Below are 23,537 nucleotides of genomic sequence, written 5' to 3' on the forward strand. Positions count from 1 at the left end.
TCACCTATGAGATACAACACACCCAAACACGTAGCCGTCGCTCTCTTACTCCTGGTTTCAGTGCTGACAGTCGCCATGCTCTTGGCGTCGGCACCCGCCGTTGCGGAGACGACCAACGAGAGTGACGGCTCGCTGTTCGACGACCTCTCCGATGGGGAAACACAGACTCTCGAGACGGGAGAGGATGAGGAACCGGAGGGCTTCGCGGCTGTCCAACAGACTATCGAGGATACCGTCATCACGACGTACACACTGTTTCGGGGCTCAACAGCGGGCCTCTATGACCGCGTGCAATACGAAGCCGGTCAGATCAATCCGTTCGCCGAACCCGTAGACGTCGGCCATCAGGCTAACGAGACGGTCATGCTTGTGAACGGCAACGACGACGCGATCGTTTCCTATCTGAACAACCAGACCAACGCCGCACCCGATGGCGACCTCGAGTACCACCAGTTCACGCTCGTGGGCGAAAATAGCGATGGCGAACCCGTCGAAGAGACGTTCGATGTCGGCCTCGAGTACGATCACGACGCCGAAGAATACGTGACGGTCGAAGCCGCTCGAGAGAGTACGCACGAACCGGATGAAGAACACGTCCATAAGGGCTTCCTCGCAGAAGAGACCGCTGGTGAAACCGTCTACCTCCTCGAGAACTTCGTCTACGATGACGAGCCAATCGATGAGGAATACATCGCCCGCTCGACAACGCGCTATGGTGGCCTTTTCGGGTCGTTCTTCGAAAGCACGCTCCTCGGTGATGACCTCGAGTACATCGATGACGGTGATTTCGAATGAGCCGTCTCAAATCCGCCGCTCGATGGCCGTTCGCAGTCACCCGACAGCACCTCGGAAACATCTGGGCCGTCTTACAAACTGTCTCACTGGGTGACCTACTCCCGCCGTGGCTTCGTGAAAATATCCGAGACACCTGGAAATGGCTGAAACAACAGGTCCCGAACGTCGTCGGCTATCGGGCAACGCCGTACGAGCAGATGGTTGCCAGCGTTGCGCTAGCCCTTGTGATGGTCTTAGCTAGCCTCGGGATACTGACGTGGTTGGCACTCGTGATGATCGTCCCGTTCCTCGTGGGTGCAGCCCGCCTCAATCCGGTGGTCGATCGGGCGTGGCCGCTCGCCGACACAAACGGAGGTGAGCCGGTCTAATGCGCTGGGTTCCAAACCTCGAGTTACGTCGCCGGCTTCGGTCGGGCACACTGCTCACGTTCCGTGGGCTGTCGATCGTCGCCTTCGTCGTGATCATGGGATTGCTCGTGGCGCTCACGCTCCCAACCAGCCCCGTTTTCGCCGGCATTCTGGCGACGTTCATCCTGTTTTTCATGCTCCGAGCTATGATGCCCGTCGAGAAGATCGATGCCGCCGTGAACGCCCTGCTAACGGGCGAAGCGGGCGAACGCGCGTATCTCTGGCTCGAGAACCGAGTCTCGAGACTCACTGGGTGGTTCCGATGACAAAAGACACCAAAACCAACACACGCGCTCGAGTGCTTTCCGTCACGCTCGCTGCGTTACTCGTGGCCTCTCTGGTCACGTTCGGCTTAGGACTCTCGAGTACGGCACTCGCAGACACCGACGCAGACGCCGTGTGTGAACCAGAGCGCTCAATCACCTACGATGAGTTCCGTACCGACCAGGCGACCGTCGACGAAGCCAACCACACTGGGTCGACAGACGTGAGCAAAGACAACACGCTCGCGACCATTGAGGGGGGTGAGGCGTTCCACCGCGTCACGCTCGAGAACCCTAACTCCTACTGTGTCGAATTCGAGTTGCAAATCTCTGAGGAGCTGGTAACGCCATCGACGATTGGCACGATATCGGGGAGCGAACTCGAGGGGTTTGAGGATTACCCAACGCCCAAAGCGTACTGGGAGTCAACCCATAGCTTCGACCAAGACGAGACGTACACGCGGATCACGGTGACGATGCCTGCCGAAAGCCAGGCACTGTTCGCACCGTCGAAAGCTCGCGTCGAAGGCCTCTCGTGGATCGGTGAAGGCGCTGCTGCCGCCGAAGGCTTACAGGATCGACTCGTTAGCTCACTCGGATTCGGGTCGGACCTCGAGACACGAGAGTACACACTCGAGGGCAACGATAGCGAGACGGTCACAATCGATCTGGTAAACCCACAGACGGGTGAGCCACTCGAGGATTGGCACGCCACCTACACGGTCGATGGCAGTCACGATATTCCACTGGATAGTGGCTCTGACGAACCGGTGTACTACCGCGAACTGACTGACGACGATGGCGACGTCACGGCTATCGAGATCACGTTCAACGAAGCCGCCGAACTCGAGTTCACGGCTGATCCACGTGTTCGGGACACCCTGAGTTACGACCTCACGTCCTTCGAGGCTGACCTCCGGGCCTTAATGGGGAGTATCAACCTCCCGTTCATGGTCGTCGGTGAGCCAACCACCATGCCGCTGCCGACACTGACGGATGTTACAACCGGATTCGAGGTGAGTCCATGATCAGCGCCGATCACGTTATCTGGGGGATTGCCATAATCGCTGTTGGAATTACGTTCCTGAACCCTGGTGGCCTCATCATCGGCCTTGCTATCGCGCTGTTCGTACTCGGTGGCCGGTACGGACTCCCGTTTGCTCGAGACGTCTACACGGCCCGCCAGAGCGGTGTCTCGAGCGCGAAAGTTCGGCAGAAAGCTCGCGATATGGGCAGTGGCCGAAACCGTGAGGGTGAGCCCTAATGGCGATGAACCAACTCCTGACCGTCTTACTCGCTATCGGCGTCGGCCTGGCGATTGGGCATCTGGCCTTCTCGTCTCGAGGCGATTCATCGGTGATCCTGTACAGCGCCTACGGCACGCTTTCGATGACCTTCGGCATGGTGATCGGGGCGTTCCTCATCCTCGGCGGGTTTCACCGAACGGGCGTCGTTGTCCTTGCAGTGACGTACTTCCTCGCTCGAGGCAACTACGACCGATTCCAGAGCGAGCGAGATATGCGAGCAAAAGCTGCCAATCGGTGAGCGGCTTTTTTCATCGACCGGATTTTCAAAATGCTTCCAAAGACATTCAAAACCCAGATTCATCGACCCAGAGCGCGCGAAACGCCAGATCCACAGCCACCGCCAGATGTAGTACTACATCGACAAGCCGGAGGGGGTGAGGCCTAATGCTCCAGGCCCACTCGAGGGCCTCGGATGTGAACGACGGCATCCAGTTTTACGTGGCCGTTCGGGTTGCGACGGACTCCCAATTCCCGTTCGACCCCGGCGACCCGTGTGTGATACGCGTCGTCGACGACGCCCTCGTGATTTCGCCGCCGGATGACCCTCGAGACAGTATCGACTTGCCGCCAATCGATGACGACATTCGCCGTGCAGCGACCCAATCCGAATCACAATCCCAATCCTGATTCAAATTTCAATGAGTACAACCACCAATCCCGATTCCACAGAACACTCGCCGAAACAGAGTGAGAAACAACTTGACCGACTGCGAGACAAACTCGGTGACGCCGAGTTCATCAACGACCCCGAACTGACCGAACGCGTAAGGCAGTGGGAGAAACGCTCGTTCGAACTCCCAGCAGGCGACGTTGAAGAGCATATTGAGTCCCAGATCACGGACCTGAAAGCCAGCGGCTACGCTATGTTCGCTCGCGAGGGGCTCGAGGATGCGACCGACGAATTCCCCGATGCGTGTAGCAAATGCCCACACTACGGCGGGGGCTGTCCAATCGCCACCCAGCGTGTGGTTCGCCAGGAGGTGAGCCGTATCGTAACGCAGGCCGAGACGGATTCGGCGTTCCGACGCGAAATGCGCTCGCTTGCCGAAGACTATCGCTGCCACCGGATACCGGAGTGGCTTTCGGAGTGGTCGAATCGCTACACCGAAATCATCCAAGAGGGCCTCGAGTTACAGCGCGAAATCGACAAGCAAATCCAATCGATGGCGTCGAAAGGCGCACAGAAACGCGTCGACCTCCGGGCTGACGACGATGAGAACGGAGGCCACCGATGAACTGGGCGCTAATCGCCGTTGCGATCCTCGTTTCCGCCGCTATCGTATTCGCTGCTTGGTGGCTCTCGCGTTCGATGCGTGACGACACAACCGACGCTACAGAGCGCGTCCAACAGGACTCGAGCAATCCCGATCGGTCGGGTGACCCAGCCCACAAGAAGGGGTCAACGAGAGTCCCGATACGCGACCGGGCGAAGGCCACCTCGAGAACCGCAAAGGTGTTTTTCGGTTCACTCGCACTGCTGGGAATCATCCTCGCTGTCTTCGCCTACCAGACGCTTCGGACGGGCTCACCTGCGGAGGTGATGTTCTCTGATCAACTGCTAACGGCGCTCAAAGTCGGTATCGGCGTCGTCGCGGGTATCATGATATCGAATATCGGCCAGCGGTATGAGGGCCAACTCATCAACGTCTACGAGGGTGACGATGGCAACACGCGCGAAGAGATTATCCCCATCGACGTTCGCAACGTCGGCAGTGACGAAGGTAACCCAATCGTTAAAGAGTACTCCCAAAGCCGTCTATTCGGCGTTTTCCGACGCTACAAGCACTGTGCTGAAGAGCCAGAACTCGAGAACACCCATCGAGCGCCGGGGAAGGTGATCGAACACCAAATCCCCGATCACGCCTTCCAGGTCGACTCGACGACGTGGGTTAACCTCACGACCAAACAAAACGATACCGAGAACCCCGATACGCGACCGGATTACGTCTACTCAAGCCCGGTCGAACTCTCCTATGAGAAATATATCGACATGAAACAGAAGATTCGCCGTCAGGACACTAAAATGCGAGGGCTCGAGGCCACGCTCGCCACCGTCGAACGCGAATTCTCGAAAATCGAGCGCCTCCTCCTGAGCGGTGACCACAAAACCGAACAGGACGTTCGCAACCAGATCAAAGAAATCGCTCAAATCCTGGGGAGCGTCTCTGGCTTCGGCGAGACGATGAACCAAGAGGCCCGGTCAACCTACGTCGATACTGGCGGGAACGGGCAACAACCCCAACAGGCTCACCCAGACGGGGGTGAGCGACGATGAAGCCCGCCTGGACTCGAGCGCTTACGCTCGCACTCGTGGCTCTATTTCTGTGTTCGATGGCCGTTCCGCTGGCCGCCGCCGACACGAGTGCTGGCCCATCGATCGATCACGCTCACAGCTCTGTTTTCGCTCAAGAAAACAACGAGACAGCGACGAACGAAAGTGACGCCGGTAACGATACAGAGACAGACACCGATTCGGACGAATTCGAGGATAGCAATGTCTCGGACGGCGAACCCGGCCTCGCTGATCGGGTACGCGTCTCGCCTGTCTCACTCGGTGACGAAGACTGGCTCGAGACAACGACTGAGGATTCAGACGAAGCGTTCAACACCACTGGCCCGTTCGCTCTGTTCACGCTTTCAGAACCCGCTGAGAACGTTCGGATAGCCCAGAGTGACGCCGAGGCCACACTGCTCGAGGGCGACACCACAATCCTCGTCGAGTACGAACCCGGCGCGGCTGGTTCCTCGAGTACGTTCTTCGAACTCGAGGTTTTCTTCCCCGATAGCTCTACCAGTTCGATCGATCTCTATGCGACGAGTACCGAAGTCTCGGCAGCAGCAGCGGAACTCGAGGCCTACGGCGGGCTTATCGACGATATGCAAGACTCCGCCGAAGAGGAAGGCTACGACACCGACCCAAGCGGGCTCGAGGACTACTACGATTGGCGCGTCGAACGCGCTACGCTCGTTGATTCGTTCCTCGTCGAACGGGCGGCCCAACTCCTTATCTTGGCGATTATGGCCGCCGAGAACCCGCTCGTGTGGATTCTCATACTGCTCTCGATTGCCGTGGCCGCCTACCGCCGCGAACAGGCTCACGGCTGGATTCTCGACCGGATTGAGAACGATTCGGGTGAAACAGCGAGACAGCAAGAGCAACTTGAGGCAGAATACCGCCGCGACAAGCAGACGGCCAATGAGGAATTCATCGGCGAACTCCCACAGATCAACGACCAACAGGCGGTGTACTGGAACGATAGCTTCGATATCCACAGCACGCTCCAACTCGCCGAACTCGCACTCCGTGGTCCGCGAGACCTCGAAATCTCTAGTGACGCGCAACCGGATGGCGGGCAACCGGAATCAGCAATCGCCGAACTCGAGGCTGAAACCATCCACAATTCGTGGCTGGCCGAAGTGTACACGACCAACCGTCTGAGCGGCCCGCGTGAGGCACTCTCCTGTCTCAAAGCCGCCCTGATCCGCATGGAAGCCACCTACTCGATGGGTCACCGCTACTCCGGAGTCAGAAACGACGTCGAACAGCTACTCGATGAGATCGACGAACTCGAGCGAGGATTCTGAAATGCCAGACAAAGACGACACGAACGAAAGTGAGCGACCGCTCCCTGCTACCGTCACAGAAATCGACTCTCGAGACACACCTACAGAGGGGACACTCGAGGACACAGGGACGAACAACAGAGACGAAACCTCGAGTACATACGCAGACGGGCGCTCGTGGACAGGACGCGCTCGAGGCGGCCTCTCGAGTGTCCGGTCGAACCTATCCTCACTCGCGAACGGAATTGCCTCACGGGTACGTAACGCCGGCTCTCGAGTCTCCAGGCTCTGGGGGTGGCTGAAAACTCTCCCAACACGAGTGAAAAACGGCCTGTTGCTCTGGATACTCGGCCCCGAGGACACCGTAGGGACACGTATCGGCTCTGCCGCACTGTTCGGTGCGCTTGCGTTCCTCTTCGGTGGTATCTATCTCTGGATGTCACGCGGCCTCGAACACTCCGGAGACTCCTCGTGGTTCATGGGCCGACTGTTCGGCGTTGCCACGAGTCTGTGGACCTATGCGCTGTTGTTGTTGCTCGTGGTCGCCGGAATCAAATGGATGGGTCGTCGTCGAAAAGCCTCGAGAGCCGCCGCCAAAACCGGGTTTTCCGAACGGACGGTCAAACGGCTGGCTGCCGAAGCCGAGACCACCGATGGCACCGAGACGGTCGTCGTCACTCCTGCCGAAAGCGTTCGCGAGACGGCTTCGCAGTTACTCGATATTTTCGGGATTGCACCGGCACATATCGATGTGGCCGACGTGCATACGATCGATGAGGATACCGTCGACGCCGCACAGGATAGCGCGGATGCCGCCGATATCGATGATATAGTCGTTCACCCCCGCGCAAACCTGAGTACAACCGACCACCTTCGAATGACACAACTCGAGTTGATATCGACGCTCGAGTCTCGAGACCTGCTGTGGAACTTCGGTTTCCCCGCTGCGGTCACGTTCGTGATCGGGCTGTTGGTCGCCCAAATCTGGGTCTCGCCGTGGGTTTACCTCTTGCTCGCCTCAGCGTCGGTCGTCGTCGGCGCGCTCTGGTATCTGGGTAGCCATCGTCGCCGACGAACCCGCGTGCATGGCCTTCGCGAACCCGACGAAACCGAAGCGTTCGATGAGATTGCCGTTCTCGTAAAGCGCGTCGATACGTCGGATACAACCGCCTTTTACGGCTGGTGTGGCGGTTCGGTGTACGCCGACTACGACGGTATTAGGTTGGCCTGGACGCTCGCCGAAATCGCTCACGCCCACATCGAACCCGGTGAAGCTGTCCCACCGACTATCCAGCAAAAGTTCGCACGGAATCTGAAACAGTTTGTCCCGAATATCGAGGGCTACGTCGATGCCGTCGAGCGGCCCGAAATCACGAATATGCTCGCCAAAGAGGTGGCCGATGCCGATCAACACCTCCCGAAATCACAGCTCCTCGATCGCGTGATCGAACGCGACCGCCAGCGTATCGGTGGCATCGGCTATGACCCACGGCTGGTGGCTGATCGCTACGAGCGCAACGTCCCTGAGTTGTTCATCGAGGTGCCCGTCGAGATCGACACGCCGACTCGAGGCACCCAGGAGATGACTGCCGTCAAACTCCGGACGGATGATGCCCGCCCGGCGGTAATCGAGACTCGAGCGCAGTTCTCAACGTTGTATCAACCCGATTACCAACCCGACTTCGAATTACCGGACGTCGAAATGCAGACCGAGCGTTTCGACGGGATTTGATCGTTGGATCTCAATCTACGGTGTTGAGTTCCCGAAACTCAAATCGAGCCCCGCCTTCCTCACTATCGGTCAACGAAACCTCCCAGTTGTGTGATTGGGCGATACGGCTAACAATAGTCAATCCAACACCGCTCCCACTATAACCCGTCGTATAACCGTGTTTGAATACCTCTTCTCTATCTTCTGGTGAGATGCCAGAACCGGTATCCTCAACGAAAAATCCGCTCTCTTCTTCAAGTGGTCCGATTCTCACAGCGACACTATTCCCCCCGTGACCAACGGCGTTTCGAAACAGGTTCTCGAAGAGCGCCTGCAACTGACCGCGGTCACAATAGAGGGATTGGTCTTCTATCTCGAGCGTTGCCTGTCGTGAATCGACCATTTCCCACGCTCGATTCGCTACAGTACGAATTGCCACTGTGTCGTACTCATCCGAAGTGGCGTCCGTTCGTGCTAGAGTCAACAAGTCTGTGGTTAGTTCATCGATTCGGTCAAGCGCTTCCAAAGCTCCATCTAAGTAACCCTCATCACCGGTTTCACGAAACATTTCGATATCAGCAACCGCGAGTGAAAGCGGATTCCGAAGATCGTGAGAAATCATGCTTGCAAACTGGTCGAGGCGCTCGTTTTGTCTTTCTAACTCCTTTGCACGCTTTCGTTCCTCAGTGACTCCCTGCGTGACCAACACTCCATAGGACTGGCCCTTAATATCGACTGGCTGGGTCTCGATGTGATGAACTCGGTCGGTATATTCAATATCAAATGACCGTTGCTCACCTTCGATTGTGGCTTGTAACTCTGACTCGAGTTGATCGATGATCGATGACGGAAACAGCTCATCAATTCGGTGGCCGACCATCTCGATTGATTCCTTTTTACTGAACGGCAGGGTTCGAGGCCCTACAATCTGGTATTTGAGGTCATCGTCAAAGAGTACGAGGACTCCATTTGGAAAATTCTCAATCAGTGCCCGTTGTCCGTCCTGCGCCCGAATAATGTTTGAGTCCCCCGTCATGTCCCCCAATATATTCTCAGTAATTGGACTATCACGCAAAAAGGTACTGAAATTCACAGTAAAGATTAATTTTGACAGACTGTCTTCGAGACTGTACAGATAGTAACTAAATACAATCCACCACAACCATGAGTTCCAACACTACCCACGAAACCGCACCTAGCGTACAGCCCAGTGACGACGATAAACTCGAGAAGATAATCGACCGCCAGCAGTCAAAACGCGCCCTCGAACGTCTCGAGGAAGACAATCGTGAAATCGAATCTCGCGTTCGCGAACTGCTGGCCGAAGCCGACAAAGCCCTGGTGGGCGAGAGCCCGCACGATCCGGGCGACCTTCTCGAGACGATTCACTGGTATCTCGTCAATGATGAACGCGTACAGGACTTACTCAGGCCCGCAGACGACCGCCTCGATGCCGCCACGAAGGCGTGGTTCGAACGCCATATTCGCGCTCGAGCGCAGGGCAAGCACCCACCCGCTGGCGAAGAGTTCAAAGTCGCCTACAGAGTCGCCGTTGCCCTCGAGTACACCTACGCCTACGGTGACTCTTCGCGGTACATCCCCGTCAAAATGGAATCACTCGACATTCCAGGGGCGGCTTCAACCCCATCGAAGGCTATCAACCCCGTAGGGCGTCGGAGACTCTCGAAAACACAGACCCGCGACGAAACCAAAGACGAAGTGCGAATCAATCACGAAGACTGCGAACACGTCCTAGTGATTGCCCTCCCAAGAAAGGGCAAGGACTCGACGATCGTCAATATCGCAGGCAACCTCAAAGACCAACACGGCTACAAGTGGTTTTCCTGCCTGGATGACGGGCGCAACGAAACGCCGATGATCGGTATCCCGAACGACGAAAAGGCTATTCTCGAGAACCTCGAGCAACTCAATCAGTCCCCCAAAGCCTACGATACGCGGGTGTACGTCCCCGACACGAGTGGCGTCCCCGACGTGCTTCCATCAAACTTCAAGCCCTTTACAATCGGTATCGACACGCTCACTCCCCGGTTGATCCTCCGACTCGCGGGAATCACGACCGACGACTCGAATACGATGCGTCGGATCGGGCAGGCACTCGAGGAAGCCAAACTCCAAAACGGCGGTGTCGAAAAACTCGTCGCGCTGTTGAACGAGTACGCCGAAGAGATTGAAGCGACGATTACGGTCACCGAGTTGATCGACGACGAATTCGAGAGCGAAGGCGGCCACGATGTCGTGGCTGACGCCTCACAGGTCGAAGAGGACTATTCCGTCCGAGAGTTCAACACGACGATGGATGCTGATGACGTTCTCGAGGAGTGCGCTCAATCCATCATGATGTTGGCTGGCGAGGGCCTGATTGCAGATTCCGGCGAGGAGACCAACCTCAATATCAAAGCCGAACTCGCCGCTCAAGACCGGGTGGCCGTGTTGAACTGTAACTTCCTCGAGCCACGGAATGAGGCGCTCAAGTACATCATCCTCAATCTCTGGTTGCGTCTGATCTTCCGCGCTCGAGACGAAAACTCGAGACTCCCACGGGCACTGCTCGAGATTCGAGAGTTGAAGGATATCTGCCCTTCGGTGATGGCGAACGCCCAGTACAACAAAGAGGTGAAAGCGCTGCGGAATACGATCTACGAAATCGCCACTCGAGGCGGCTCTCGCCGAATCCTCATGCTCGGCAGTACGCAGAAACTCAATGACGTGTACAAGGCCGTCCGGACGAATATGCCCGTGAAGATTCTCCTCCAGTTGGGCGAAGAAGAGATTATGACGCTGGATAGGTCCTATGACTTCACGCCCAGACAGCAAGAGCAACTCACAGGGTTCGACCCCGGCTGGGGAATGCTGTTGAACGACGGCGAGGCTCATTACCCAATCCAGTGGCGTGGCGCTCGCTGTGGTCTGGGGCTAGGTGACGAACACTGGCGGGATCGGTATGGCAAGGCCTGGGGCGCTCGAGTCCGACAGGGCTTCCGTGACGGCTGGAAAACCCGGCACCGAGACAGCGACTACTGGGTGAACACACAGACGGGTGCAGTCAACGCCATCGATATCTCGAACGACGATATACCGGAGTTAGGTGAGTGGCACCTCACGCTCGCGGATATCCGCAAACACGTCCCCGCTACGTTTGCTTTCGAAGCAATCGAAGCGGGCGAGACGATCGACAGGCAACTCCTCGATACCACGCTTGAAGCTCGACGAGATGGCGAGATACCGAGTCCCCTAGCGCTCCGGAAAGCCGACCGTCGAACCGAACGTACGCTAACCTTTGCGTCCGAAGAGGAAGCCAGAGAACAGCGCAAGCGCCAAATCCTGAATCAAGAGAGCGTTCCGAAGTGTCTCGAGGGCTGGCTGGGTGAGAGTAAACGCGATATGCGGGAGAAACTACTCACGATTCTCGAGGCCGTGAACGGAGATGACCGTGACGAGATTACAGGCGGTCGCCAGATCGCCGAAGCCTCCGGTGTCCCCTATGGAACGGTCACTCATTACATCAAATCCGGCGGGCAACTCGAGCGGTGTCTAACCAAATCCGACGATGGCGTGTACAAACTCACGGGAATCGGTCGGCGAGCGCTCAAAATCGATTGGGAAGATTTGGACCGCTTCTTCTGATCGTGAATCGAGTTCCGATGCACGCGATGATTCAACTCACACCCCGACGCCCGATAGTACTTTTATAACCCACACGAATCACGCACGGGATACCGTGTTCGGGTAGGTCGTACACACTAGTGTAGACGCGCGAATTAAAATCAGATCACATCGCCGTTCACCGTGGTGAACTCTCTGTTGTCGCGGGTCACACACGCCAGAAACACGCCCACAAAACCACCTGACGATACAGTGACCAGGCTATTCGACCGCCAATCGATATAAATACTGTTTTCAGTTCCAAACCCTCTCGGAGCGTTGAACAGGACTAACCCATTGTTTGATCTATGTGGTGATAGGGGAGAGATTATGCCTTCCAAATATTCTCGTTCCACCACGTTCCCAGTGCCAATTTTCAGTGGAAAACTATGGGTTCGACCCGAACTATATCAGTCAGAGGAATGCGCGTTACACATCGGACTGCATATTGCCAATTGGTGTCCCCACAAAGAGAGATTATCCGGTTTTAGCACCGACATCGATTTAATTGTGTAAGAATCCTCTTTATCGAATCCAACTGTACCACCTCTGACACGGTAGGTCAGATGTTGGGTCCTATCGATAGCATCTCGGACTTCTTCATCTTGCGATTCAATGTCACTGAATGTGAAGGGGTTTTTGGCTGCGATGATATCCGCATCACCGGTTTCTTCTTGATCCAGTGGATATACTTCTTGCAGGTCCTGCTGATCCCCCCTGACAGTAATACTCGCAACTTCGGTTTCTCGCTGCGGGACTGGTCGACCCTTGTTATCCTGAACCATCTTCTCAAGATTCGGCCAAGTTAACACCGGGCTATCCATCAAGACTCCAGACTCCCAATCATAAACAATCTCCCACTCTGACTCATCCTGATCAGAGTAGGATTTGCCTCCTCGTAGGAATAGATAGAAGAGACCATATTCGATCGGAGCGAGAATTACGAAACAGGGCCTGTGCATACGGAGCTCCTGGCTGTACCTACTCTCTAATGTTCCCTTCAACTCCTCGCCAAGCGTGAAGGCATTTCGGAGATCATCTGCAAGATTCTCAATGCCACTGGCGTGGAAACTGTAGTCGGAATACTGCAGAGTATAAAATAACTGCCCTTGGTCAGTCTTAACATCGAGGTGTGTCTCAACTTTCTCGATAAACTGTAAGATTTCATTGGGTGACGCCCAGCCATCAGCCACGGGTAGATTGACAGTTACGGATTTGCCAGGTTGTGCAGGATCATAGGAGTGAATACCGTGAAATGGAACTAAACTTCCATAGCCGCCGATTGAGATCGCTCGTTTATCGTAGTTGTCTGGAACCATTTGTATTCACATTATCTCTGAAACGTGGATTGATATGTCTTCTGGAAATGAATAAAAACCAATATTTTAAGATGAGTACACGGCATTTGACGTCCAAAATCTTCCAACCATTGAAATAGGTGTCCAATATCTCAGTTTTGAAAATACAAGCACGGTTGATAACTCCTCTCACTCATCATAGCGCATATTGTACTGTCGGTAGGCCTCGAGTTGCTCGAGGAACGTTCGCCTGGTATCCAACAGCGGCTCGTCGACGCCTGGTGAGTCGGGTTTGGGTAAGGGCACGTCGACGGCGGCCAGTACCTCCCTATGGTCAACCCCGCTGATCGTCTCGGTGAGCTGTGAGCGATACTTCGTAATTCGTTCGTCCTCGCGAACTGCGTACTCTCTGTCCTCGAGCATACTCAATCCCTGCTGGGCGGCTTCGATATCGCCCTCGAGCCGATCCTGGTATCGATCAACGGCCTGCCGAAGTTCCTCGAGTGCGGTTTCAATCTCGTCTTCGCGTGCGTAGAAGGCTCTCTGGAGGGCCTCGCGAGCGTCGTCTCGAGCGTCACTCATGCGCTCTTTGATTCGCTCGCCGAGCTCGGCGTCGTAGAAGGCCTCGAGTCTCTCCTCGAGTTCCTTCTCGAACGCTTCGGGGTAGCGCGTCGAAAACCCCTGAATCTCGACGGGATACTGCCCAGCATACTCTCGGAACAGTTGTTTCTGCGTTTCATACCCTTTCGCAGCGGCCACGCCGCGCTCGAGGCCATCGGGCACCTTCGCCGGGTCGCCTGGAATCCCGTATTCTTTGACCTGCGCTTTGGTCACCGCGCCTTTCACCAACTCGACGTCGACGTCGTTCAGCGCACCGAGTACCTCGAGCTTGCGCCCCGCCGAAAGCGGCATATCTGCGCCTTTGGAATCCCAGTCCGAGACGATCACGACGGCAAGGTCCTGGTTTCGTGTCGCCGCAATGTCGATGGCTTTCTCACACATCGTTAGTGAGAACTCTCCCTTCCCCGCTTCACGGATGGTCGCACCGTACTCCCCCGCAAGCGCTTCGGGAATCACGCCCGATTTTTCGGACCAAATCTCGATATAGTATCGCTGTTCGGCATTCGCGTCGAAATACATCCGATGGAAGGCCTGATCGGCAACCATCTTCGCTGCCGTCTCGATGAACGTCCCCGTATCCTCGAATAGGATCTCAGCAGGCTCAATTCTCGAGGGCAACCGTGCATGGCGATAGCCGTCATCAACGTCGATATCGCTGGCAATATCGTGTAGATCCGTCTCGCCTGTATTCGGCAGTGGCCGATCGACGCTCTCGAAGGCCGTAGGTGTAACATCTGTGTTCGTCGAGTCTTCGATGCGACTCGAGTCGATCAGCCCCAGGATACGCGCCCATTTGAACGCCTCTTTCAGTTCAATCCAACAGCGATTCGAGTGGGCGTACTCACTCCCATCCCGCATTTCGTAGCCTTTCCCCAGGATTCGGTAATGAAAGTCTCGAGCGTGCGTTTCGGGCTCGCCCTCTTGCTCGTAGATATCGGCTACCCACTCGGCCTTCTCGAGATCGGCAGGTGAGATATAGGCAGCATCGTTCTTACGCGATTGAGCGAGAAAGTCCTCAACGGTGGCTTCTTCGCCACGGTCGCGGGCTTCTTGAGCCATCGTTTTGATTCGCTCGCGAAGGGTCGGTATATCAGCCGGTTCGTCGATCACCGCAGAGAGTGGTTGGTCATCAAGTCGGTCGCCGTCGTCCATGTCCGTACGTAGGGAACTTGATGGGCTAGCCGTTGGGGCCACCAACCCTATCGACATCGACTTCAGCCGAAGTTATATATCGAACCGACAACATTACTGAGGTTATGGGCGTTGTTCGACGAGAAGGGGATTGGCGGCTCGAGAAAGAGAATGACGGCCTCTATATGGTTACTTACCAAAAACGAACGGAGGCCATAATCACCACTCCAGAGTACAAACCCCAGATGTTCGACGACAGTTTCCATGTCGGTGTAACGGAGTACGGGGCTGATTCGGCAGCCGAAGCTCGAGAGGTGTTCGAAGATATTGTGGAAAACAATTCAGCATCTATCCTCCCAGGTCTGGGCCGATCCGATTCGGGTAATGGAGCCGGCTTTCCGGCAGGTTCAACAGGTACAGAACAATCCAATGGGCTGGAGGATCTTCCACCCGGTGGAATTGCGTTAGTAATGCTACTCGCTGGCGGCTCCATTCTGTTCTCCGGCTTGTTTGAATTCGGAACAGTAGGGTTCTACATTGGGGCTGTACTGATTCTTACAGGGCTCGCGATCATAGCGTGGGCAATTGCGATTTACAACAAGGAGGGCCCTAAGGAGGCCTGGTCCTTTCTTATCACATTAGAATCTGGTAATGAATCTGATACAGAATCCGATACTGGGGATACAAACAAGGATACTGTCGAACACACACCGCCTACCCCACAGAAAATGAGGGATGAACTGTACTTCGAGCGTGCTAACCAACAATGTGAATGGTGTGGAAAGCGAACAGATCACCCGGAGGTTCACCATATTAAACCCAGAAGTGAAGGTGGTCCAAACGAGCCCTCGAATTTGATTGTTCTCTGCCCCGAGGACCACAGTAAAGCGGATTCTGGAGGGATTTCACGGACGAAGTTACGCGCAAAGGTTCGCCGGCAAACGGAACTGAAGGCATAGAGTTCTCCTACCAGATCCCGTTCTTAACAATCTGATTATCGAATTTTGAACCCAGTTCGGCGTCGAAATCCGGTTTCACTGATTCCTCGAGTACCGTCTTGTACGCTGCTGGATACCGAGATTCGAGCGCTCATATCTCGACTGGGTGTTGGCCTGCCCACTCTCGAAACAGCTCCTTGTGGCTTTCATACCCTTTCCCGACGATCTGGTAGTGAAATCCTCGTCGGTGGATTTCGGGCTGGCCCTCTTGCTCGTAGATATCGACCACCCAGTCTGCTTTCTCGAGGTCAGATGGGGCGACATAGGTTGCGTCGTGATTGGGCCAACAGGTCTTCGACGGTGAGGTCTTCGCCCGTCTCTCGAGCCGCTCGAGCCATCAACTCGAACCGTTGGCGAAGGTCGGGGATATCCGACCGGCCGGATACGAGGTCTGTGAGACGGACGCTCGAGGCTTCCGGTGGCTCATCCTCAGTCATACCGGGAAAAGGTATCTTGAAGGGTTAAAAACGGCTTCCGGCAAGTGACTAATCTCCTATAGAGTTACCTCTCATAGGTAACTAAGATGGGTTGTCTAAGGGTTACCCACAAAACATGATGGCTCTTATGTCATTCATCCTTAAAACAATCGTCAACTTCTTCTGCCCTACGCAATTCCATAGTTCCATGATTGTTTCTTTCTTGATCAGTATAGTACTCCCCTTGGAGCAATTCGTTCCCACTACTGTCAGTCATGTATCTCAGAGTATTAGTTCCTTCATGGGAACGGCGATTAGATGAACTATCTCGGGGGTAGTTTCTGTAAGTGAATATGAGCTGTGGTCTCCCTTTATCTGTGACGAAACTTGCACTCGTACTTTCGGAAATTGACTTTGAAAAGTCTCCGTCCACCTCGATTTCAGACCATTTTTGATGTATGGTAAAAGTTGGGCGCATCGGGCCATTTCCGTTCGAACTATTATACGAAGAATCTAAAGGGCCTACCCACTGTCCTTCAATATTTGGAACTCCTGAAAATCTTCGTGTGATCGGCCATTTCCATAAGTAATTATTAAACACCCATAGAAGGATCGAAAATGAAAGAAAGACGGATGCGGATACACTTTCAACTGTGAAAGGGACTCTTCCATCTATTATCGAAAGCAAATAATTCACAAGATTAGCTATCACGATAGCAGCCAGCATTATAAACCCTGAAATCTTCGGTCGAGACCCATCAATAGAGTAAGAATGCATCACCACTCCTCCCACAACTCCCGAAAAGCCCAAATAGTGTCTTCTGCATCACTCACATTCCATCTTTCTGACTCGTGATCTACACAGAGATCATATTGTTTAGACTGTTCTTCAAATTCAGTAACATCACTAGCCTCTAAGTATTCCACCACAGAGAGATACCTATCTTGCAAACTCGTCATTTTAAATTTTGAATTTGCAATATTGAACAGCAAACCTTCGATATAATACGATGATACGGCATTGGAACCAATATAATCTCGAGAAATCGCGTGGTCTCTTGCTTTTTTAAACATTCGAATTGTAGGCTTATAATTCATATTAGTATTCCCATTTTTCTGGCTACCGTTTCTGCGGTGTTCTTCTGAATAATTGATTATTGTTTTGGAAATTAGTTGTTGAGTTTTAAAATACATTCCCTCAGTCCAATTCTCCTCACCGTTTTCGGGGAATGCGTTATAATTTCGATATTCTACACAAGCCACTACATCTGCATCAACTGGAATGTTAGTTTCATCGTTTGATTTAACCTTAATAGCCTTAGATCCCGGATCAACATTCCCAATGCCAAAATAGTTTTTCAAGGCTGCAAGAACAGTTTGGTAGAACTCCTGGAAGGTATAATCAGATTCAGAATATTGGTCCCAAAATCTTTGTTTTTCTCCAAGTGATAAACCACTGAGGTCTTCTTCGAACGGCTTTGTGAGTTTAACTACTACATCAACATCATTACTTCCCCACAGGTTAGTGTGGTTGGCATATGATCCTTGCAAGTGAATTCGGTAATTATGCTCAAAATCGCCTAATCCGTACCGTTCATTATTAACAGCATTTTGTACTGATTGATAGGTGCGCTTAGAATTCGTAACAGCTCCTTGGGTAGTCCACCCTTCTAGCGTGCCTTCTGGGATGGTCATATAGATCCCCGCGTTGAAGCAAGCGGAATAAGATCAAACAGATTCATCTTTCTTATCCTACCAAAGGACTGGGAAGGTTCTTAATGATTTTCAGAGCGGAGTGAAAGTAATGTACGCTGCTTACTTTCGGTTTGGGCGTGAAATCGCACTCTAGTAAGTCCCGCGTCACCGTGTTCACATGCCTGGCAAGATCTTCGAAATCACCCTCTCGGAGATCGGCCGGATCGAGGAACTCGATAAGCGAGTGGAGCGCCTCGAAGACGAGATCGAAGAACTCCGCGGCCAGTTGGATGCCGAGAATTTCCTCTCCTACTTGTTTTCTAACACAAAAGTTCGTCGGTTAGCACGCCGGATCTGACGATATAGAATCGTGACGGCCTAAGCGATACAGAACTACTTCGTTGAAATCAGCACTTAAATTCCATATAGCGTTATTTGGTTTACCACGGTTCTACACACCCATGCCCACTATAGTACTTATCCCGGTTGTCCCAGGCCCGACAACTTGGTTAGCAGTATTTTTATGTGACTGTCACGAATGTTGCAATACGTGAAAATGCGAGATTTAGAATACACCAGAACCCCAGATTTCGGGTTACTCGAGGTGTTAGAGCGGTGAGTCAGCCCGACCAGATCAATTGGTCGCGAATGTCTCTCGAGGAACTCCAAGAGTACTGGAACGCCCACATTGAACTCGAACTCGAGCGCGAGGGATTCGACCCAGAGCGCAAGCCGACCTACGAGGAGATCACCGAAGCTGGCTACTCTGGAATTTCGTACGCCCTTCGAGAGCACCACAATATGACGCTCTCGCAGTTTCTCGCCACAGTCGGGTATGCAGACCCATCTTCGGACGCTTACACCTGGGGTATAGGCGACGAAACCACCATTGAAGAACTCGAGTCGTACGTTCGAACGATTGATCGACGTCGAGGCCTCGCCAAGTCGACTGTCGATACCAAACGAGCGCGACTCGCTCAGTTCGCGCGCGTGTACGCAGACATCCATGGACAAGCCGACCTGGTAGAACGCGTCGGTGATGGGGCGAACCGACAGGAAGAAATTCAGCGTCTGCTCGCTGTCTTCGACGAATTCCACCGCGACCTCGAGAGTGACGCGTCGAAGTTGAAGTACTACGGCGACGTGAACCAGTTTTACGACCACCTCGAGCGTCGGGCGAAAGGCGCGTTCAATCCTGTCTCGGGAATCAAAGCCGAGTACAACTGGCAACGCGGCGATCCAAACAACCAGCCACTCACCACGCGACAGGTTCGCCGTCTGTACGAGGTAGCCGACGACCCTGCGGAGAAAATCCTCGTCCTGGGGCTATGTGCCTGGGGTCTCAGACGAAACGAGGTGGCCTCGCTGCATCACTCACAACTCGTTCTCGAGACCGACGACCCGCATATTGCGTTCGAAAACCGAAAGAACGGCCCTGGGACGGTGGCACTGCTATATGGCGTCGACGAACTGGTTGATCGAATCGACTGGCTGGGTGGCCGTGATCGGGACTGGAACGGCTATGTGTTCCCCTCGAGAGCCTCACAATCCGGGCACATCATCGGCGGGACTGTCCAGAGCCGGTTCCAGAATCTCGCCGATCGGGCCGACGTCCAGGTGGGTGGCGAACTGCCGACCTCGAAAATGGGGCGTCGATTCTGGTACACGACGTATCTCAAAGCCCAGAAACAACTGCTCGAGAGTCTCGACGTAATCGCAGGCGAACAGGGTAGTTCGGACCCATCCGTCGTGTTGAACAACTATCTCTCGGAAGCCGAACGGCGGAAGTACCGGCGGGAATTCATGCGAGAGCGACTCTCAGATGCCTTCGAAGGATAATCACGTTCTGATTTTTCTTTCCGCTACGGCCCCGCACCCTGACAAATGAAAGGTGGAATTAAAACCCACCCTCGTGCTGAAAACGGATCGTTGTCGGTTTATGTTTGAAATTTAGGGTGTGACAATTCAGACACTCAGAGTGTTTCCGTTCACACGGAGCCACCTTCGGCGTTCCTCGTAGTCCGGGATGAGTGCTCCAACTGTATTCCAGAACGAGTCGGAATGATCATCGTGAACGGAGTGAGCCAACTCATGAACGAGAACGTAGTCTTGTATCCGGACGGGGGCACGGACCAATCGCCAATTGAGGCGGACAGTACCGTCTTCATACTCTCCCCATCGCCCGTCAATCTCACCAACGTCCACGGGTACGTCTTCAAGCCCCAACCTTGACTCGAATCGAGTCGCCCGTTCGGGGAGTTCCTGGTCGGCCTGCTCGATAAACCAGTCGACAACTGCCTGGCGTTTTCTCCGAATGCTCACCTCGTCACCACCTTTTTCAAAACGATGGGTTTGAAGGGTGAATTTCTGTTCGTCGAAAGATAGCTCCGGTTGGGAGACGTCCGCCTCGACAACCTCGAGCGGATACTGCCGACCACGATACTGAAGTTTCTCGCCGCTCATGTACTCTTTCGGATACGGCGGTCCCTCCTGCTCTTTCAGCCCATACAGCTTCTCGAGCAGCCACTCTTGCCGAGATTCGAGTACCTCCTCCACATCAGCAGTTGTTGCGGTCATCGGCGCTGTAACCGTCACCTCGAGAGATTCGTCGATCGAGAGCTCCATCGTCTCCCTGTTCTCCGACCAATCAATCGTGTACGGAACGACCGTTTGCCCGATATGATGGTGCCGTTTAAATCGTTCACTCATTGGTAGTGAGCACGCGCCAATTCGATGACGCGGTTCGTCAGCTCTTTGCGTTCATCACCCGAGAGGCCTATTTCAGACCGGTACAGGTCTCCAGTCACCTCCTTCCGCATTCGGTTCTGGAGGTGCGACCGCTCTTTCCATTCAACCTTCGTCACGAACCCCTCAACGGTCTCAACCAAATCTGCAGTGAGCTCAATGAAGTCTTCATCTCCAACGTCGTGGTCTCCCAGCACGTCCTCAACGGCGTGATAGAACGAGAGGTCGGTTTCGTCACGGAGTCCTTTACTCCGAGCCGCTTTGTCGCGTGAACGTATCTCGTCCATTAGTGATCGAAGTTGTTCGATCGTTTCACGTTCGCTTCGGCGTCCTTCACGATACTCCTCGATGAGTTCTTCAAGCCGCTCTCTGAGCGACCCATACTGAACAGGGTCTTCGTCGAACCGGACGTTGATTTCGTGCTTGATAGCATTCTGCATCTCACTTGCCCGAGCTTCGTCGCTCTCTAGGTCTTGAAGTTTAGCATCGAACTCAACCTCGTCCATGATGGAAACGGGCTCCTCGTTCAGAATCTCGATACCCTGCGAAGTAATGTGATCCTGGATGAGCTTCCGCACCTTCGCTCCCGCCCCCTCGAGATTCATACTCTCGTCACGATAGCGTTCCTTGGCCTTGCCATAGATCGTGCTGAGCTGGTCCAAGTCGTCGCGGTACGGGTTCGCCATCGGATCCGGCAAGATGATATCCATCAGTTGCGAGAAGCGCTTGAACGCGTTCTTGAACTCGATTCGTCGGTCATCAGGCTCGAGCGATTGGACACAAGCCTCAACATCATCGAGGTCTTCGAAGAACGAGACCGCTTTGCTGTGTGCCGCCTCAAGGTCAGGCTGCTTGTCCGCAACCGGCACCATCGCCCGCTCGACGTCCTTCGAACTGAACATCGCAAGCGCCTCCTTCAACTCGTCCGAGACACCGTAGTAGTCGATGATGAGCCCGTGGGTCTTCTCCTCGAACGGCCGGTTCACACGGGCGATTGCCTGCAACAGGCTGTGCTCCCGCAGCGGCTTGTCGAGATACATCACCTGGGCCACCGGGGCGTCGAAACCCGTCAGGAGCATATCACAGACGATGAGCAACTCGACTTCGCCGTTCGGATCGACGAACGACTCCTTGTACTGGCTCTTCTGTGAATCGGTGGGAGTCCATTTTTTGATGGGCTCGGGGTCATTGTGCCCCTCAGAGACGATGACCCGTGACTCCGGCCCATTCAGACTGTCAAGGGTCTCCTTGTATCGGATCGCCGCCTCCTTGCTGGTGGTGATGACCATGCCTTTGAACGGCGGAGGCAACTCGTTCTCGAAGTGTTCGATGATGTCCAGCGCGACGCGGTCAATTCGGGGCTGGGCCTCAGCGAGGTCTTGCGTACGAGCGTACCGTTTTTGGATTTCCGCCTTCTCCTCGTCAGTCTTGTCCGAGAAGATGCGATCGAACAGGCGATCCAACGTCTCCCCCTCGAGGTGGATGTCCGCGAGACGGCCCTGATACAGGATCTCGACTGTCGCGCCGTCATCCAGCGACTGGTCGATCGTGTACGTGTCGATGTAGTTCCCGAACGTCCGGCGAGTGTTGATCTCGTCTTTCTCGATAGGCGTGCCGGTGAACCCGACATAGAACGCGTTCGGAAGCGCCGTTCGCATGTTGTTCGCAAGTTCCTTGTCCTGCGTCCGGTGGGCCTCGTCGGCCATCACGTAGACGTTCTCGTTACGGGAGAGCACCGGAAAGTCCTCTTCGTCATCAGTGGTCTGGAACTTGTGGATCAGCGTCGTAATTGTCTCGCCCGCATCGTACGAGAGCCGGTCGCGAAGGTCGTCGATACTCTCGGCCTTCTTCGGGTTCGGGAAGCCACACCGCTCGAACGTCGCGTGAATCTGGTCATTGAGTGCTCGTCGATCCGTGACCAGCAGAAGCGTCGGGTCGTCCTTGAGTCGGCGCAGCTTCAGCGCGAGAAAGAGCATCGTTAGCGACTTCCCTGAGCCCTGGGTGTGCCAGACGACACCTCCTTGTGCCTCGCGCCGGCCGCGCTTGTCGATCCGCTCGAGTGCCTTCCGAACCGCACGGTACTGCTGATAGCGGGCAACCATCTTGATTGCACCACTCTGGCGGTTCTCGAACACCGTGAAGTGTCGCAACAGGTCCAGCAAACGCGATGGCTCAAACAGCGCGTAGAGCATGCGGTACTGATCCGGGAGGTACCCCTCGAGGTCGAACAGCTCAATCAGTTCGTCATCCTTGAGCGGGTAGGCGTCCCGCCATGGCTTGTACTGATCCTTCGGCGTTCCGTAGGTGCCCATAACCGCTCCCTCCATCCAGGTGGCGACCGAGAACTGGTTGTATCGGAACAGTTCCTCGGCCCCCTCCGACTCTCCGTCGCGTTCGTTTTGATAACGGGTGAGCTGATCGAGCGCCTCCGACCGCGGCTCCGGAATCTGTGGGCTCTTGCACTCAACGACGCCAAGCGGGATGCCGTTGACGAACAGCACGATGTCGGGCTTGACGACCTCGACCGGCCCGGCGACTCGGAACTGGTTGAGCGCGAAGAAGTCGTTGTTCTCGGGGTTCTCGTAGTCGATGTACTGGACCGTCTGGTGTTGCTTGCCGTGGCCGCGGTCCTGCTCGACGGAGATGTGGCGGACGAGCTTCTCGTGGATCTGTTCGTTCTCGTCCATCGTGCTCGTCCCGGCGACCTGCTGAATCTCGTGGACGGCCGTGTGCAGATTGTTCTCGTTGAGCCACGGGTTCAAGCGCTCGACAGCCTTGCGCAGCCGCGGTTCGAGTACAGCTGAGGACTCCGTCTCTCTGGGATCGATCCAAGTGGACTGTTGCTGATCGACGACCTCCCAGCCGAGTCGCTGGAGGGCTTCGAGAGCAGGGCGTTCGGACTCGGCGTACTCGTCTGGCATAG

At 54.8% G+C, this 23,537-nt stretch carries 23 protein-coding genes; 15 read left to right on the plus strand and 8 right to left on the minus strand.

Annotation, left to right across the window (positions count from 1 at the left end; translation table 11 throughout):
- Positions 1–6 precede the first annotated feature (6 nt).
- From NLK60_RS17205 to NLK60_RS17255, 11 genes are all read left to right on the plus strand, one after another.
- Entirely contained in the window at positions 7–795 is a 789-nt protein-coding gene (locus NLK60_RS17205) for a hypothetical protein (protein WP_254810605.1), read from the plus strand.
- Positions 792–1,163 carry a hypothetical protein gene (locus NLK60_RS17210; protein ID WP_254810606.1) on the plus strand — a complete coding sequence of 124 codons (372 nt, stop codon included), beginning with the start codon at positions 792–794 and terminating at the stop codon, positions 1,161–1,163. The genes NLK60_RS17205 and NLK60_RS17210 overlap by 4 nt, the downstream gene beginning before the upstream one ends.
- Positions 1,163–1,468: a hypothetical protein gene (locus tag NLK60_RS17215; RefSeq protein WP_254810607.1), complete on the plus strand. Its 306-nt coding sequence runs from the start codon at positions 1,163–1,165 to the stop codon at positions 1,466–1,468. Before NLK60_RS17210 ends, NLK60_RS17215 begins: the two co-directional genes overlap by 1 nt.
- A complete protein-coding gene (locus NLK60_RS17220; RefSeq protein ID WP_254810608.1) occupies positions 1,465–2,493 on the plus strand; it encodes a hypothetical protein in 1,029 nt (342 codons plus the stop codon). The genes NLK60_RS17215 and NLK60_RS17220 overlap by 4 nt, the downstream gene beginning before the upstream one ends.
- Positions 2,490–2,729 (plus strand): hypothetical protein, encoded by a 240-nt coding sequence (locus NLK60_RS17225; RefSeq protein ID WP_254810609.1) that lies wholly within the window; start codon positions 2,490–2,492, stop codon positions 2,727–2,729. Before NLK60_RS17220 ends, NLK60_RS17225 begins: the two co-directional genes overlap by 4 nt.
- Entirely contained in the window at positions 2,729–3,010 is a 282-nt protein-coding gene (locus tag NLK60_RS17230; protein ID WP_254810610.1) for a hypothetical protein, read from the plus strand. Before NLK60_RS17225 ends, NLK60_RS17230 begins: the two co-directional genes overlap by 1 nt.
- Before the next feature lie 146 nt (positions 3,011–3,156).
- On the plus strand, positions 3,157–3,399 hold the full coding sequence (locus tag NLK60_RS17235; RefSeq protein ID WP_254810611.1) for a hypothetical protein: 243 nt from the start codon (positions 3,157–3,159) through the stop codon (positions 3,397–3,399).
- Positions 3,400–3,410: 11 nt separating this feature from the next.
- Positions 3,411–4,007, plus strand: a complete 597-nt coding sequence (locus NLK60_RS17240) for a hypothetical protein (protein ID WP_254810612.1) — start codon at positions 3,411–3,413, stop codon at positions 4,005–4,007.
- Positions 4,004–5,047 (plus strand): hypothetical protein, encoded by a 1,044-nt coding sequence (locus NLK60_RS17245; protein ID WP_254810613.1) that lies wholly within the window; start codon positions 4,004–4,006, stop codon positions 5,045–5,047. Before NLK60_RS17240 ends, NLK60_RS17245 begins: the two co-directional genes overlap by 4 nt.
- On the plus strand, positions 5,044–6,357 hold the full coding sequence (locus tag NLK60_RS17250; protein ID WP_254810614.1) for a hypothetical protein: 1,314 nt from the start codon (positions 5,044–5,046) through the stop codon (positions 6,355–6,357). Before NLK60_RS17245 ends, NLK60_RS17250 begins: the two co-directional genes overlap by 4 nt.
- Before the next feature lies 1 nt (position 6,358).
- Positions 6,359–8,068, plus strand: a complete 1,710-nt coding sequence (locus NLK60_RS17255) for a hypothetical protein (RefSeq protein ID WP_254810615.1) — start codon at positions 6,359–6,361, stop codon at positions 8,066–8,068.
- Positions 8,069–8,078: 10 nt separating this feature from the next.
- On the opposite strand, the gene NLK60_RS17260 is transcribed toward NLK60_RS17255, so the two are convergent.
- Entirely contained in the window at positions 8,079–9,083 is a 1,005-nt protein-coding gene (locus tag NLK60_RS17260; protein WP_254810720.1) for a sensor histidine kinase, read from the minus strand.
- Between the two features lie 128 nt (positions 9,084–9,211).
- On the opposite strand from NLK60_RS17260, the gene NLK60_RS17265 reads away from it, so the two are divergent.
- Positions 9,212–11,692: a hypothetical protein gene (locus NLK60_RS17265; RefSeq protein WP_254810616.1), complete on the plus strand. Its 2,481-nt coding sequence runs from the start codon at positions 9,212–9,214 to the stop codon at positions 11,690–11,692.
- Between the two features lie 428 nt (positions 11,693–12,120).
- Here the strand turns inward: NLK60_RS17265 and NLK60_RS17270 are convergent, their stop codons facing one another.
- Together NLK60_RS17270 and NLK60_RS17275 are read right to left on the minus strand one after the other, a co-directional pair.
- Positions 12,121–13,029: a hypothetical protein gene (locus tag NLK60_RS17270; protein WP_254810617.1), complete on the minus strand. Its 909-nt coding sequence runs from the start codon at positions 13,027–13,029 to the stop codon at positions 12,121–12,123.
- Positions 13,030–13,197: 168 nt separating this feature from the next.
- The gene (locus NLK60_RS17275) at positions 13,198–14,781 is read right to left on the minus strand and encodes a DUF4175 domain-containing protein (RefSeq protein ID WP_254810618.1); all 1,584 of its coding nucleotides are present in this window, start codon (positions 14,779–14,781) and stop codon (positions 13,198–13,200) included.
- Positions 14,782–14,885: 104 nt separating this feature from the next.
- Between NLK60_RS17275 and NLK60_RS17280 the strand changes: the two genes are divergently transcribed.
- Positions 14,886–15,719, plus strand: coding sequence for an HNH endonuclease (locus NLK60_RS17280; protein WP_254810619.1), 834 nt, complete (start codon positions 14,886–14,888; stop codon positions 15,717–15,719).
- 287 nt (positions 15,720–16,006) lie between these two features.
- Here the strand turns inward: NLK60_RS17280 and NLK60_RS17285 are convergent, their stop codons facing one another.
- The 3 genes from NLK60_RS17285 to NLK60_RS17290 form a co-directional block, all read right to left on the minus strand.
- Positions 16,007–16,195: a hypothetical protein gene (locus NLK60_RS17285; RefSeq protein WP_254810620.1), complete on the minus strand. Its 189-nt coding sequence runs from the start codon at positions 16,193–16,195 to the stop codon at positions 16,007–16,009.
- A gap of 130 nt (positions 16,196–16,325) precedes the next feature.
- Positions 16,326–16,952 (minus strand): Cap15 family cyclic dinucleotide receptor domain-containing protein, encoded by a 627-nt coding sequence (locus NLK60_RS19720; protein ID WP_425499085.1) that lies wholly within the window; start codon positions 16,950–16,952, stop codon positions 16,326–16,328.
- On the minus strand, positions 16,952–17,869 hold the full coding sequence (locus NLK60_RS17290; RefSeq protein WP_254810621.1) for a nucleotidyltransferase domain-containing protein: 918 nt from the start codon (positions 17,867–17,869) through the stop codon (positions 16,952–16,954). Before NLK60_RS17290 ends, NLK60_RS19720 begins: the two co-directional genes overlap by 1 nt.
- A gap of 178 nt (positions 17,870–18,047) precedes the next feature.
- Here NLK60_RS17290 and NLK60_RS17295 point away from each other — a divergent pair, with 178 nt between their 5' ends.
- Together NLK60_RS17295 and NLK60_RS17300 are read left to right on the plus strand one after the other, a co-directional pair.
- Positions 18,048–18,227: a hypothetical protein gene (locus NLK60_RS17295; protein ID WP_254810622.1), complete on the plus strand. Its 180-nt coding sequence runs from the start codon at positions 18,048–18,050 to the stop codon at positions 18,225–18,227.
- Positions 18,228–18,517: 290 nt separating this feature from the next.
- The gene (locus NLK60_RS17300; protein WP_254810721.1) at positions 18,518–19,708 is read left to right on the plus strand and encodes a site-specific integrase; all 1,191 of its coding nucleotides are present in this window, start codon (positions 18,518–18,520) and stop codon (positions 19,706–19,708) included.
- A 126-nt stretch (positions 19,709–19,834) separates the two neighbouring features.
- Here NLK60_RS17300 and NLK60_RS17305 read toward each other — a convergent pair whose 3' ends face one another.
- Entirely contained in the window at positions 19,835–20,578 is a 744-nt protein-coding gene (locus tag NLK60_RS17305; protein WP_254810623.1) for a M48 family metallopeptidase, read from the minus strand.
- Complete coding sequence (locus tag NLK60_RS17310; protein ID WP_254810624.1) at positions 20,575–23,535, minus strand: type I restriction endonuclease subunit R; 2,961 nt, start codon at positions 23,533–23,535, stop codon at positions 20,575–20,577. Before NLK60_RS17310 ends, NLK60_RS17305 begins: the two co-directional genes overlap by 4 nt.
- Positions 23,536–23,537 lie beyond the last annotated feature (2 nt).

This window comes from Natronosalvus amylolyticus (assembly GCF_024298845.1).
GTDB lineage: Archaea > Halobacteriota > Halobacteria > Halobacteriales > Natrialbaceae > Natronosalvus > Natronosalvus amylolyticus.